Annotated in this window: 12 protein-coding genes and 1 pseudogene; 8 read left to right on the top strand and 5 right to left on the bottom strand. The window is 70.9% G+C overall.

Annotated features, from left to right (window positions below):
* Positions 1-61: 61 nt before the first annotated feature.
* Positions 62-1,120 (bottom strand): questin oxidase family protein, encoded by a 1,059-nt coding sequence (locus FLW16_RS17945; RefSeq protein WP_142561245.1) that lies wholly within the window; start codon positions 1,118-1,120, stop codon positions 62-64.
* A 136-nt stretch (positions 1,121-1,256) separates the two neighbouring features.
* Between FLW16_RS17945 and FLW16_RS17940 the strand changes: the two genes are divergently transcribed.
* On the top strand, positions 1,257-3,998 hold the full coding sequence (locus FLW16_RS17940) for a LuxR C-terminal-related transcriptional regulator (protein ID WP_185949476.1): 2,742 nt from the start codon (positions 1,257-1,259) through the stop codon (positions 3,996-3,998).
* 146 nt (positions 3,999-4,144) lie between these two features.
* On the opposite strand, the gene FLW16_RS17935 is transcribed toward FLW16_RS17940, so the two are convergent.
* Complete coding sequence (locus FLW16_RS17935) at positions 4,145-5,023, bottom strand: alpha/beta fold hydrolase (RefSeq protein WP_221891138.1); 879 nt, start codon at positions 5,021-5,023, stop codon at positions 4,145-4,147.
* Positions 5,024-5,036: 13 nt separating this feature from the next.
* Positions 5,037-5,585 (bottom strand): dihydrofolate reductase family protein, encoded by a 549-nt coding sequence (locus FLW16_RS17930; RefSeq protein ID WP_142561243.1) that lies wholly within the window; start codon positions 5,583-5,585, stop codon positions 5,037-5,039.
* A 104-nt stretch (positions 5,586-5,689) separates the two neighbouring features.
* On the opposite strand from FLW16_RS17930, the gene FLW16_RS17925 reads away from it, so the two are divergent.
* Complete coding sequence (locus FLW16_RS17925) at positions 5,690-6,295, top strand: response regulator (RefSeq protein ID WP_142561242.1); 606 nt, start codon at positions 5,690-5,692, stop codon at positions 6,293-6,295.
* Here FLW16_RS17925 and FLW16_RS17920 read toward each other — a convergent pair.
* Both FLW16_RS17920 and FLW16_RS17915 read right to left on the bottom strand, forming a co-directional pair.
* Complete coding sequence (locus FLW16_RS17920; RefSeq protein WP_142561241.1) at positions 6,211-8,157, bottom strand: sensor histidine kinase; 1,947 nt, start codon at positions 8,155-8,157, stop codon at positions 6,211-6,213. The two genes, FLW16_RS17925 and FLW16_RS17920, sit on opposite strands and share 85 nt — an antisense overlap.
* A gap of 295 nt (positions 8,158-8,452) precedes the next feature.
* A complete protein-coding gene (locus tag FLW16_RS17915) occupies positions 8,453-8,884 on the bottom strand; it encodes an ArsI/CadI family heavy metal resistance metalloenzyme (RefSeq protein WP_142561240.1) in 432 nt (143 codons plus the stop codon).
* Positions 8,885-9,188: 304 nt separating this feature from the next.
* Here FLW16_RS17915 and FLW16_RS17910 point away from each other — a divergent pair, with 304 nt between their 5' ends.
* From FLW16_RS17910 to FLW16_RS43740, 6 genes and pseudogenes are all read left to right on the top strand, one after another.
* The gene (locus FLW16_RS17910; protein WP_142561239.1) at positions 9,189-9,578 is read left to right on the top strand and encodes a metalloregulator ArsR/SmtB family transcription factor; all 390 of its coding nucleotides are present in this window, start codon (positions 9,189-9,191) and stop codon (positions 9,576-9,578) included.
* A 130-nt stretch (positions 9,579-9,708) separates the two neighbouring features.
* Positions 9,709-9,876 (top strand): annotated as a pseudogene (locus FLW16_RS46205) (aquaporin); the annotation flags it as partial.
* Between the two features lie 94 nt (positions 9,877-9,970).
* Positions 9,971-10,378, top strand: coding sequence for an arsenate reductase ArsC (locus FLW16_RS17900; RefSeq protein WP_142561238.1), 408 nt, complete (start codon positions 9,971-9,973; stop codon positions 10,376-10,378).
* 88 nt (positions 10,379-10,466) lie between these two features.
* Entirely contained in the window at positions 10,467-10,802 is a 336-nt protein-coding gene (locus FLW16_RS17895) for a helix-turn-helix transcriptional regulator (protein ID WP_142561237.1), read from the top strand.
* An 11-nt stretch (positions 10,803-10,813) separates the two neighbouring features.
* The gene (arsM, locus tag FLW16_RS17890; protein WP_142561236.1) at positions 10,814-12,061 is read left to right on the top strand and encodes an arsenite methyltransferase; all 1,248 of its coding nucleotides are present in this window, start codon (positions 10,814-10,816) and stop codon (positions 12,059-12,061) included.
* Between the two features lie 190 nt (positions 12,062-12,251).
* Positions 12,252-12,407 carry a hypothetical protein gene (locus tag FLW16_RS43740; RefSeq protein ID WP_185949475.1) on the top strand — a complete coding sequence of 52 codons (156 nt, stop codon included), beginning with the start codon at positions 12,252-12,254 and terminating at the stop codon, positions 12,405-12,407.
* Positions 12,408-12,481: the final 74 nt, after the last annotated feature.

Genomic DNA, 12,481 nt, shown 5'->3' with positions numbered 1-12,481 from the left:
CTCCAGTGAGCTGGTCGACGGTGGTACGGCCGCGGCGACCGGCCGGGCCTGTGAGAGGCCTTCAGGACATCGGCGAGGCGATGAGCGCTCCGGCGCGCAGGGCGGCGGCCAGCGCGTCCGGATTCCCGGTGCGGGTGTAGACCTCGGCCGCGGTGTCGGTGAACTTGATGACGTGCTCGTCGGCGTGCGCGACGGCCCGGTCGAGAACCTCCGCTGCCCCGTCCGCGGCCTGCGGCGGCTCCGGCAGGGCGGAGCGCGGAGCGGGCTCCTTCGGGGCGTAGGCGGCGTAGACGGCCGCGGTGGTAGTCCAGATGGCGGTCAGGCTGGGCGACCACAGCTCCCGGGGGAGCGCGGGCAGCGTGTGCAACACGGCGTTCGGCGCTGTTGCGGTGTGCACGAGCAGCACGGGGTGAGCGTGGCCGTGGGTGAGGTAGCGCAGCGTCGCGGCGGCGACCAGGTCGGCCAGGCGGGCGGGCACCTCGTCTGGGACGGCGGCGGGCGCGAGGCCCGCGACCGCCGCCGCCCAGCCGGGCATGCCGGGGAGCTGACCGAAGCGGTTGGCGACGTTGCCGCTCTGGTCGGGGACACGGGGGACGCCGTCCAGCGCGGCCCCCGCGTCGAGCCTCCCGGCCGGCGCCGCCGCGGCCGGATATGGGCGCGACCTGGCGGCCCAGAAGGCCAGGCCATGGGCGAGCTCGCCGAGCGCCTGCGGGGTCTCCGCGCCCGCGAGCAGCGCCCGTACGACATGGCCGACGCGGATGACGCCGTGTGTGGTGCCGGCGACGATGCCGGGGAGGAGCCGCTCCCACCAGACGGCCAGCACCTCGCGCCACGGCCGTTCCGTGAGGGCGCGGGAGAAATAGACGGTCCAGTCGCCGACGCGGCGTCCGTCGCCCAGGGCTTCGGTCCAGTTCGCGTCGGTGATCGTGCCGGTGGGCGAGGGCAGGTCGTCGAGGCGGCGCAGGTAGCCGCTCGTCCAGCGGTCGACCAGGTCCGCCCGGCCGCGCCGGACGAGGACCTCGACGGCCATGGGACCGTGGTTGGTGAGCTGGTCCTCACCCCATTCCGGGCCGGTGCGGTGGAAGCGCTCGTAGGCGTCGTTCAATATGCCGCCGGTCATGCGCAGTCGTCTCCTCCGGTCGTGGGCTCGTGGAGCCAGTGTCACGAGGGCGGCGGAGCGGGGCATCCGTGCTGACCACCTATTCAGCACTCAGATAGGTTTCGGAGGATATAGGGGTGATGGTGATATAGATCAGGTGAGTCCGGAAAGGGTGTCGCCGCGTGAGGCCGAGGTGCTGGCGCTGCTCGGCGAGCACCTGACCAACGCCCAGATCGCCCGGCGCCTGAGCATCTCGGTGCGGACCGTCGAGAACCACGTCTCCTCGCTGCTGCGCAAGCACGACGCCGCCGACCGGCGGGCGCTGGCGGCGTTCGCCGGTCGGGCGCGAGCGCCCATGGCCGCGATGCCGTCCTGGCGGACGGGGTTCACCGGGCGGGCGCACGAGCGGGACACGCTGCCGGCGTTGCTGCGGCCGGGCGCACTGGTGACGATCTCCGGGCCGGGCGGGGTCGGCAAGACCCGGCTGGCGGCCGTGGTGGCGGAGGCGGCCGCACCCGACTTCCCGCTCGGCGGGGCGTTCGTGGACCTCGTTCCGGTGCGCGACGGCGAGGTGGCCGGGGCGGCGGCACGAGCGCTCGGGGTGGGCGAGTCTCCGGGCCGGTCGCTGGCGGACGCCGTCGCACACGCGCTGGACGGCGGCCGGCGGCTGCTCGTGCTGGACAACTGCGAGCACGTCCTGGACGACGCGGCGGCCCTCGCCGACCGGGTGCTGTCGTCGTGCCCCGGCGTCACGGTGCTGGCGACCAGCCGGGAACGGCTCGGCATCCCCGGCGAGCACGTGGTGCCGATCTCGCCGCTCCCGCTGTCCTCGGAAGCGGAGGCCCTGTTCGTGGACCGGGCCAGGGCAGTGGACCACGCGTTCGCCGCCGACCCGGTGCTGGTGGCGGAGATCTGCGCACGCCTCGACGGCATGCCGCTGGCCATCGAGCTGGCCGCCGCCCGGTGCGCGTCTCTGGGGGCGCACGGGGTGCTGGCTGCGCTGGAGGACTCGCTGCGGCTGCTGGCGGGCAGCCGGCACGCCGACGAGCGGCACCGGTCACTGCGGGCGGTGCTCGGGTGGAGCCACGACCTGCTAGGGGACGACGAGCGGGCGCTGTTCCCGAGACTGGGGGTGTTCGCCGGCGCCTTCGACCTCGACGCGGCCTGCCGGACGGCCCCGTACGCCTCACGAGGGGAGGTGGCGGACGTGCTGGGCCGGCTCGTGGACAAGAGCCTGGTGGTGCGCGACGGCGGCTCGGGCGGCGAGTGGCGGCTGCTGGCGACGGTCCGGGCGTATGCGCTGGAGCGGCTGGCGGCGGCGGGTGAGCTGGAGCGGGTGCGGGAGTTGCACCTGCGGTGGGCGGCCGGCACGGCCAGGTCCCTGGCCGACGAGACGCTACGGCCCCCGCTGACCGAGACGGCGTGCGGCCCGTCAGCCGACATGGCGTGGGGGCGGGCGGGGAAGCGGACCCCGCAGTGGCAGGAGAGGTTCGACGCTGTCGGCGCCGACCTGCGGTCGGCGTTGCGGCACGCGCCCCCGGGGCCCGGCGCCGCGGCACACGAGCTGGCGCGCTCGCTCGGGCGGCTGGCGTACGCCCGGCGGCTCATGCGGGAGTCGGTGGCGCATTTCCGTGAGGCGGCTCGGCGCGCGACGGACGCCTCGGACGCCGCCGCCGACCTGCGGTGTGCGGCGCAGGCGGTGTTCGGGGCGGGACTGGCGAGCGGGGCCTTCGAGTTGCTGGTGGAGTCGGCGGAGAGGGCCCGGGTGGCGGGCGACAGGACAGCCGGGGCGATCGCCCTGGCTCAGGCGGTGGTGACGGCCCGCCGGTTCCTGTCGGGCTTCGCCCAACCGGTGGCCGAGCCTGCGCTGCGTCAGCTGCTGGAGGAGGCCGTGGCAGCGGCGCGGCCCGGGACGGCGGTCGCGGGAGACGCCGGGACGACGCCCGGCGACGGCGGGAAGCCGGCCGTGCCGGATCACATCGTGGCGGCGCATGTGGCTGTGGCGCTTACCTGGTGTCCGCCGTCGCCGCGGGCGTTTCCCGACCCGTCGCTGGCCGGGGCCGCGGTGGCGGCGGCGCGTGCCACAGGCGATCCGGTGCTCGTCAGTGCCGCGCTGGACGCGCCGGCTTCGCTGGCGATACGGGCGGGGCGGTTCCGGCGGGCCTACGCGATCGCACGCGAGCGGCTGCAGCTCATCGACGGGATGAACCGCAGCGATCCTGCCTGCGCGGCGGAGATCCTCGACGCGTTTCACCACACGTGGCTGTCCGCCTTCGCGGCCGGCGACCTCGAGGGCGCGCTGGCGGTGGCCGAGCGGATCGCCGGTGACGAGTTGCTGGGCGCGCACCCGTACCGGCCGGCGGGCAAGCTGATCCCGCCGCTGGTGCTGCTCGGACGATGCGAGGAGGCGCTGGAACTGGCCGAACCGATGTGGCGGGCGTGGCGAGGCTCGGGTGCGCCGATCGCGGCCTGGCTGTCTCCGGCCGCGTCGGCGGTCGCGCTGGCCCACGGCCTGCGCGCGGATCGGGAGGCGTCCCTGCTGTGGCGGAAGCGGGCGGAACTCGCACTGGGGCCCGCTGCCGATCCCTCCAGTGAGCCGATGGTGTTCGCCGCGTTCGCCGCCGCGCTGGCCGCGGCGGAGACGGGGACGGCGACGGTGGAGGACACCGCGGAGCTGGTGGCCCGAGCGTTCGCGGGTTCGCCCACAGGCTGGTCGGCCGCGTACGCGCGGGCGGCGGGAGCGGAGCTCGCCGTACGCGCCGGTCTTCCGGACGCGGCGGACCGGGTGGCGGCGGCACGCGAGACCGCGGGCGAGAACGTCTGGGCATCGGCCCGCCTGGCCGACCTGGCCGCCCGCCCCACACTCCCGCCTGGCCCTGGAACGGGACCATGCGAGTGATACGGCTCCTGCGGAGCGCGGCCCGGAAAGATGACGGCCCCGGCGGTCCTCGTCGTTCGCTCATCCGCACTACAGGCGCCTGAGCAGGTGGAGCAGGTGCGCGCTGAGCCGCACGCTCACCGCGCACCTGCGCCGGCCGCGCTCCCCTACGGCCGGTCGAGGAAGGCGGAAACGGCGGGGAGCAGCAGTTCGGCGTTGTTCTCCATGCCGACGTGGGTGGTGCCGGGGAGGACGGCGAGTTCGGAGGTGGCCGGGCCACCGGCTCCGTCGCCGGGGAGGCCGCCGCCGCGGAGGCGGAATATTTCCGCGGCGTGCTCGATGCTGGGGAGGTCGGTGTCGCCGATCGCGATCAGGGTCGGCGCGCGCATCCCGCGGATGGCCGAGGGCGGATAGCTGGGGGTGTGCCGGTTGATGTCCTTGATCTTTTCGACCAGGGTGGGGAAGTCCTGCGGGCGCGGCGCGGTCTGCAGGTAATCCTTGAGCCAGACGGTGTCCTGGAAGTTCTCCGGGCGGAGTTGCTCCATCTGGTCGAGATACCCGGGCGGCAGGCCGGAGGCGTCGAAGACGGTGGAGGCGACCACCAGCTTGCGCACCTGGGCCGGATAGCGGATGGCGACGTTCAAGGCGATGCCACCGCCCATGCTGTAGCCGAAGAAGTCCGCCTGCCTGACGCCGAGCCGGCGGAGCAGTTCGACGGTGTCGTCGGCCATGTACTCGTAGCGCAGCGGGCGGTCGATGTCGGCGGTATGCCCGTGTGCCTGCTGCTCGATGGCGATGATCTGGCGATTCTTGGCAAGAGCGGGCAGCAGGCGTCCGAAGGAGACGCGGATCGACGACATACCGCCGTGGAGCAGGACGAGCGGTGGTTCGCCGTGGCTGCGGCCGTGTACCTCGTAGTACATGCGTAATCCGTTGACGTTCGCGTAATGGCCGGCGCCGGTGGCGGATACGGCGGGCTTACCGACACTCAGCACGAGAGCGATCACGGTCAGTAACGTTGCGGGAATCGACTTCTTCATCGTCATCTCTCATTCAGCTTCAGGCGGCGGGCCCGGCCGGGCGGTAGTCGAGGACGATTGCGCCGGAGTCGAAGGTGTGGGTCCCCGCCAGGCGCCACGCCTTGGCGTCGAGCCCTTCGGCGAAAAGGCGCTTGCCCCTGCCGACGACGACCGGGTGGAGGAAGAGCTTGAGCTCGTCGAGCAGGTCGTGCTCGATGAGGTAGTTGACCAGGTCGCCGCTGCCATAGATGAGGATGTCCTTGCCGTCCTCGGCCTTGAGCTTGGTGACGGCCTCGGCGACGTCGCCGTCGATGACGGTGGCGTTCCACGTCGGCTCCTTCAGCGTGGTCGAGGCCACGTACTTCGGGATGCTGTTCATGACGCCCACGTCCTCACCGGCCTTCTCCATCGCGGGCCAGGCCTGGGACATGCCGTCGTAGGTGACGCGGCCGAGCAGCAGGGCGCGGCTCTGGGAGAGCTGGCCGGCCTGGAACTTGCCGTGGTCGTCGCTCCAGTACGGGGCGGTCCAGGCCGGCTCTTCCACAACGCCGTCCATGGAGATGTAGACGACCGAGACGATCTTGCTCATGATGCTCCTTGCGACGGTTGGGATTTGGTGTGTAATGAGAGCTTCCCGAGCCGTCGAATCGGCCGGTAGTGCCACGTTCACGAGTGCCGTGTGAAGGATTCACAGTGATCAGGATCATGATCGCGGAGGATGTCCGGATCCTCAGGGAGACGCTGTCCGCGGTCCTCGATCTCGAGGACGACCTGGAGGTCGTCGCCCAGGTAGAGCGGGGTGACCGGATCATCGCCGCGGCGCTCGCGCACCGCCCCGACGTGGCCCTGCTCGACATCGACCTGCCTGGGCTCGACGGTCTCACCGGCGCGGACCAGCTCCGGCGGCAGCTTCCCTCGTGCAGGGTCATGGTGCTGTCCGGGCTCGCCCGTCCCGGCTACTTACGCCGCGCCCTGAACTCCGGCGTCTCCGGTTTCCTGCTCAAACACGCGCCCACCGATGAGGTCATCGACGCGATCCGCCGGGTGAGCGCCGGTGAGCAGGTCGTTGATCCGCAGCTCGCGCTCATCGCGCTCCAGCGAAGCGAGAGCCCGCTCACAGAGCGCGAGGCCGAGGTGCTCAAAGCGGCCGCGACCGGGGCGGAGGCCGACGAGATCGCCGGGATGCTGTCGCTGAGCCGCGGCACCGTACGGAACTATCTGTCGTCGGCGATCGTGCGCCTCGGCGCGCGCAACCGCGTCGACGCGATCCGTATCGCGACCGACGAGGGCTGGATATGAGCCGGGTCGAGCGGAGTGAGCGGGATCTCGGCGGTCAGCTCGTAGGACCCGTCCACGGCCTCGCTCGTCAAGGTCCCGCCCACGGCTTGCAGCCGGTGCCTGAGGTTGTCCAGACCCGCTCCGGGCGGGACGTCGTTCGCCCGGACGCCGTCGTTCCGCAGGCGTAAGCGCACCGTGCCGCCGGTAACCCCGGCCTCGATCGTGCAGCACCGCCCGTCGCTGTGCCGCAGGACGTTGGTGACGCCCTCGCGCAGTACGGTCGCGAGCACGTTGCTCTGCTCGGCGGTGAGCGGCGGGGTGTCGACGGTTCCGTTCACCTCGAGCCCCGCCGTCCTGAGTACGGCTCTGGCCGACTCGACCTCGTCCGGCAGGCAGATGCTGCGATAGCCCGCCGCTACGGCGTCGATGTCCGCGAGCGCCTGGCGGGCGGCGTCCAGGCCGTCGTCCAGCTCTCGTTCCGCGCGCGCCCGATCCTTGTCGAGCAGGCGGAAGGCGAGCTCACTCTTGAGAACGATCACTGAGAGGCTGAACCCGAGCAGGTCGTGCAGGTCCCGGGCGAACCGCAGGCGTTCACGAGCGATTTCGGTACGTGCCAGCTCGGCGCGAGCGTGCTGTAGTTCGCGCGTGAGGCGACCCATGCGGACGAAACCGTAGACGACGAGGACGCGCTCGCCGACCCAGACGATCTGGTAGGTCTGGTCGACGAAGGTCGGACCCTGGAGCGTGACATCCCAGAGCGCGAGGGTGAGCCAGTCCTGGGCGATCAGCGGGATCGTCACCGCCCAGCGCAGCCATCCGCGCAGCAGGACGAGCGTGAGCGCGGGCAGGAAGATGCTGAGATACCAGAACGACCGCTCGAAGACCAGCTCGGGAGCCAGCGCGACGACGAACGCGGCGGCGAGCGCGGTCCGCCAGAAACGCGGCCGCCCGTCGTCGCCGCCGACCGAGCAGCACCACAGGAACAACGCCGTGAAGACGGCCACGAGTCCGAGGTACAGCACGGTCTCGCCGCTGGTCTCGTCCGCCTTGAGTACGGACTTGATCGGGTTGGTGAGCAGCATCAGCAGCACCGCGGCCACGCCGAGCCCCATGACGACGCTCGCCGTCAGGTCGTCGGCGACCCGCCGTCCCGCGGGGGCGCCGTCACGATGGGCGTGCGCGACCGACCGGGTGCCGGCCAGCGCGGACCTGGCGGTCGCCAGGCTCTCGGCCAAGCGTTCGCGGGCGGCGGGCACCTCGGCCGCCCGCCTGACCGCCTCACCGTGGCGCACCACCTCCTCAAGGCTCGTCCCGACCCGCTCGTTGAGCAATTGGGCGAACGCCAGCCGCTCCCGGGTGACCTCGGCGTCGGCCAGAGCCGTTCTGGTCTTCTCCAGGTCCCCGACGAGGTCGGCGAAGCGGGCGACGCCGTAGAGCGCGATGCCCACGAAGGCCGTGTGGCCGATGGCCAGGTAGGCCGCGTCCCAGACCGTGGGGCGTACCTCGAGTCCCGAGAGATATTGCGCGAGGACGATGACAGCGAATCCGGCCCAGGCCGGCCCCGCCGGACGGATCAGCAGGAGGATGGCGGCGGCGAGGAAGCCGGTGTTGCCATACCACGTGCTCGGGAACATCAGCAGTCCGGCACCGGTCAGTACAGCCTGCAGGGCGAGCGTCCACTGCCACGCCTTCGGACGCCGCCCGTCGACCATCCGTACGCAGTTGTAGAGGTGCATCAGGAGCAGGCCGACCAGGAGCCCGCATCCCAGCGCCTTGCCGCCGGCGGGGTCGTCGGAGCGGAAGATGCCGATGAACCCCCCATAGGAGAACCCGACACTGACGACGATCGCGACGAGACGCGCGAGCCTGTACGCCGACCACATGGCTCGGAACCTAGCCGCAACCCACCAAGCCGTACAGAATGAACCGCGCCGGGCCTGAGGGTGACCGGGTCAGCCGGCGTGGGCTTCGCATTCGGCTGGGGGAAGGTCGTTGCAGGCACTCGGTTTGCATGCGCAGCCCGGAGATCATGAGGCATTACGTCCTTCAGACCTGCCGCCTTCACCGCCGGGTCGAAGTGCCACCGGCGCCGGGCGTTTACGCGGAACGCCCGGCGATCACCCTGGTGACGATCGCCCGGCGTCTTCCGTCTTGCCTAGCAGCAGGACCTACCCGCGCTCACCGTCTCCTTTCGGCGTCGTCGGTGGTGCAGCACGCGGAGTCGGCCTCCTTGGTGAGGGTGCCGGCGTCGGCCTTGACCACGTAGACCTCCCAGGGCTCGTTCCCGGGACCGTGGACCCACACCTTGTCCTGAAGGGCGTAACAGCAGGTGGTGTCGTTCTCCTCGAAGGTCGCCAGGCCGGCCTCCTTCAGGCGCTCGGTCGCGGCGGTGACCTGCGCGGTGTCCTCGACCTCCACGCCGAGGTGGTCCATCCGCGTCGGCTCGCCCTCCTCACCCTCAAGGAGAACCAGCTTCAGCGGGGGCTCGGCGATCGCGAAGTTGGCGTAGCCGGGCCGCCGCTTGGCGGGCTCAACGCCGAACAGCTTGGAGTAGAAGGCGATGGAGCCTTCGAGGTCGGCGACTCGGAGGGCGAGCTGGACACGGGACATGGGTTCCTCCTGATGTGAGACGGGGTCTGGCGGGTGGGCTGGGTCAAAGGCGGCCGAAGCCGGCCGCGAGAGCAGAAGTACGGGCCTGCTCAAGACGAGCGTTGCTGCGGCAGGCGGCATCGCAGACCTCACCCGTGGCCTCGTCGAAAGTCACGAGGCCACGCACCGGATGGGCCCGGCCGGTGGTCCTGCGAAGCAGAGCGAGAAGTCGAGGCGCCATCGCAAGCTCCTGATTAGATGAGTATCTAATTAGTACCCTGGGCTCAGCTTGCACCCGTACATAGATATCTGTCAAATTAGAACCATGTCGAAGCAAGAGCTGCCGATCATCGATGCGGGCGTGGACGTGTCCGGTGCGGCGTGCTGTGCGCCGCTGGCGTGCGAGCCGTTGTCGGAGAGCGAGGCCGCCGAGCTGGCCCCGTTGTTCAAGGCGATCGCCGATCCCGTACGGCTGCGCCTGCTGTCGCTGATCGCCTGCCACGAGGGCGGCGAGACCTGCGTATGCGACCTGACGGCCGCTTTCGACCTGACCCCGCCGACGATCAGCCATCACCTCAAGGTGCTCAAGCAGGCCGGGCTGATCGACTCCGAGCGCCGGGGCACGTGGGTGTACTACTGGATCAAGCCCGAAGTTCTGGCCCGCATGTCGGCCCTGATCGGTCCGGCGTCGCCCGTCCTCGCCCGTACGGCATGACCACGGGCATCGAACGGCGGGCGTTCGCCGAGTTCCCGGGCACCGGCCTGCTCGTCGCCGTGGTGATCAGGTCGGGCGTCATGGCCGTGCGCCTGTCGCAGGACGTCGGGATACGACTGCCGCCAACAGTGCGGCCACCGCGGCTGCTCTGCCGGTCATCATCACCCTGGTCGGGCCGATTTCCGGCGCGCACCTCAACCCGGTCGTCTCCCTGGTCGACTGGCTGCTCGGACGCCGCGACCGGAGCGGGCTCACCGCCCGCGAGGTGGTCGCCTACCTGCCCGCCCAGGTCCCCTGAGGCGTCGCCGGGGCAGGCCAGGACGACGGGGACCATGACGTCGTCGTGCCGTACTCGCCCTGACCCCTGCCGCTGAGTCCGTCAAGGAGCCCATGTGTCCGACATCCCCCAGGTGCTGTTCGTCTGCGTGCACAACGCCGGACGCTCCCAGATGGCCGCCGCACTGCTCGACCACCACGCCGCCGGCCGGGTGCGGGTCCGCTCCGCCGGATCGGCTCCCGCCGACACCATCACCCCCGCCGTGATCGCGGTCATGGACGAGCTCGGTCTCGACCTGTCCAAGGAGTTCCCCAAGCCGTTGACGGCCGAGGCCGTCCAGGCCGCCGACGTCGTCATCACCATGGGCTGCGGGGACGCCTGCCCGATCTTCCCGGGCAAGCGCTACCTCGACTGGCAGCTCGACGATCCCGCAGGCAAGCCCGTCGATCAGGTCCGCCCGATCCGCGACGAGATCGACCGCCGCGTACGCGGCCTGCTCGCCGAACTCGTCCCCGCCCACTAGAACGACGTCATCTCGGACCGGTCCGGCATCCGCGGGCCGGTTTCCCGTCTTCCGCGACAGGCACTTAATCGTTTATCGTCGATGAACGATGAATGAGGGAACGAAGCCGCTGGACCGGGCCACCGCCGCCGAGTACGCCAGTTGGTTCAAAGCCCTGGCCGACGCCACACGCATCCAGATCGTGACCCTGCTCGCCCGCGCCCAGACGCCGATGGCGGTCAAAGAGATCGTGGAGGCCGTCGAGGTGGGGCAATCGACCGTCTCCGCGCACTTGAAGGTGCTGGCCGAGGTGGGGTTCGTCCTGGTCGAGCATCGCGGGACGGCCAGCCTGTACCGGATCAACGACGCCTGCGTGAAGTGCTTTCCCACCGCCGCCGACGTCGTCATGGGCCGCCCCGTTCCCGACCCTGCGCCGCCCTGCTGAACGGAGAAGACATGTCCGAGAACGTGGAAGCAGTCAGAGCCGGGGTCGTCACCCGCTACGGCGAACTGGCCAAAGCCGCCCAGGCAGGCAAGCAGGTCATCGACTGCGGGCCGCAGGAGTTCACCGACGGCTGCTTCGGCGCGGCCGGTTACGACGACACCACCGGCCTGCCCGACGGAGCTCTGCGGACCAGCCTGGGCTGCGGTAACCCGGTCGCCGTGGCCGGCCTCCAGCCCGGTGAAACCGTCCTCGACCTGGGATCGGGCGGAGGCATCGACGTCCTGCTCTCGGCCCGCGGAGTCGGCCCGACCGGCAAGGCGTACGGCCTGGACGCCACACCCGAGATGATCGAACTGGCCAGGGCCAACGCCACCGAGGCCGGAGCGACCAACGTCGAGTTCCTGCACGGCCACATCGAGGACATCCCGCTCCCCGACGCCGCCGTGGACGTCGTCATCTCCAACTGCGTGATCAACCTGTCCGCCGACAAACCCCGCGTGCTCGCCGAGGCATTTCGCGTGCTCGAGCCCGGCGGCAGGCTCGGCGTCTCCGACGTCATCGCCGACGACGGACTCGACCCCGCCCAGCGCGCCGAAGCCGAACATCTCGTCGGCTGCTCGGTCGGCACCCTTACCGAAGCCGAGTACCGCGCCCTGCTCGCAGCGGCCGGGTTCACCACGTACACGATCACCCGCACCCACGCCGCGACCGGTGGCCTGCACTCGGCGATCGTGCAGGCGGCCAAGCCTGACGCCCCGCCCGGGATCCTGATCCGCCCCATGCGGGAGTCCGACGCGGCGCAGGTCCTCGCCATCTACCAGGCCGGCCTCGACGGCGGAAACGCCAGCTTCGAGACCACGGCACCGGCCTGGCAGGCGTTCGACGCCGCGAAGCTGCCGCTCCACCGGCACGTCGCCGTCGACGCCGTCAGCGGACAGGTCATCGGCTGGATCGCGGTCAGCGCCGTCTCCTCCCGCTGCGTCTACGCCGGAGTGGTCGAGCACTCCGTCTACGTCCACCCCGGCCACGGCGGCCGCGGAGTCGGGCTTGGGCTCCTGAACGCCCTCATCCAGTCCACCGAGACCGAGGGCATCTGGACCATCCAGTCGGGCATCTTCCCCGAGAACACCGCCAGCCTGCGCCTGCACGAGAAGGCCGGCTTCCGCGTCGTCGGCACCCGCCACCACATCGGCCGCCACCACGACCGCTGGCGCGACGTCGTCCTCCTCGAACGCCGCAGCACTCTCGCAGGCCTGTGACCACTGATTGTGCTGCCGAAGTGTGCCCATAGGGATCAAGGCGACGGCGCGGGCGCCGCCGCGAGGCACACGGGACGATCAGGGAGACGAGGCGTGCGCGGCCGCGCAGGAGCACCCCCGATCGCCTGCCCCGAACGTGCCCTGAGTCAGGGTCAGACAGGGGGAATCAGGGGTACCCAGGGATCAAAAAATGAAGAAGCCCCCGACCGGCATCTCTGCTGATCAGGAGCTACTTTCCTGCTGGTGGCAGGTCCAGGGTTCGAACCTGGGTCGGGCGTCGATCAAGCTCGACGCCCGCGACAGGGCGCAACTGGTCGCTATCTTCTTCCAGGGCAACAACCCCTGAAGCGAGACGATCAATGTCAGATCCTTTAGCGCATGCTCATACCAGCGCCAACCCTGCTCCACGCGGTCCTGCCG

Origin of the sequence: Microbispora sp. KK1-11, assembly GCF_006874435.1 — a bacterium.
In the GTDB taxonomy this organism is placed as follows: Bacteria; Actinomycetota; Actinomycetes; order Streptosporangiales; family Streptosporangiaceae; genus Microbispora; species Microbispora catharanthi.
This window is presented reverse-complemented; position numbering and strand designations above follow the sequence as displayed.

Bases quoted from the DNA above. Each gene is read 5' to 3' on its own strand.
- FLW16_RS17895 (WP_142561237.1), top strand. From the start codon at position 10,467: ATGAATGAGGGAACGAAGCCGCTGGACCGGGCCACCGCCGCCGAGTAC.
- FLW16_RS17945 (WP_142561245.1), bottom strand. From the start codon at position 1,120: ATGACCGGCGGCATATTGAACGACGCCTACGAGCGCTTCCACCGCACC.
- FLW16_RS17910 (WP_142561239.1), top strand. From the start codon at position 9,189: ATGTCGAAGCAAGAGCTGCCGATCATCGATGCGGGCGTGGACGTGTCC.
- FLW16_RS17930 (WP_142561243.1), bottom strand. From the start codon at position 5,585: ATGAGCAAGATCGTCTCGGTCGTCTACATCTCCATGGACGGCGTTGTG.
- FLW16_RS17915 (WP_142561240.1), bottom strand. From the start codon at position 8,884: ATGTCCCGTGTCCAGCTCGCCCTCCGAGTCGCCGACCTCGAAGGCTCC.
- arsM (WP_142561236.1), top strand. From the start codon at position 10,814: ATGTCCGAGAACGTGGAAGCAGTCAGAGCCGGGGTCGTCACCCGCTAC.
- FLW16_RS43740 (WP_185949475.1), top strand. From the start codon at position 12,252: ATGAAGAAGCCCCCGACCGGCATCTCTGCTGATCAGGAGCTACTTTCC.
- FLW16_RS17920 (WP_142561241.1), bottom strand. From the start codon at position 8,157: ATGTGGTCGGCGTACAGGCTCGCGCGTCTCGTCGCGATCGTCGTCAGT.
- FLW16_RS17935 (WP_221891138.1), bottom strand. From the start codon at position 5,023: ATGACGATGAAGAAGTCGATTCCCGCAACGTTACTGACCGTGATCGCT.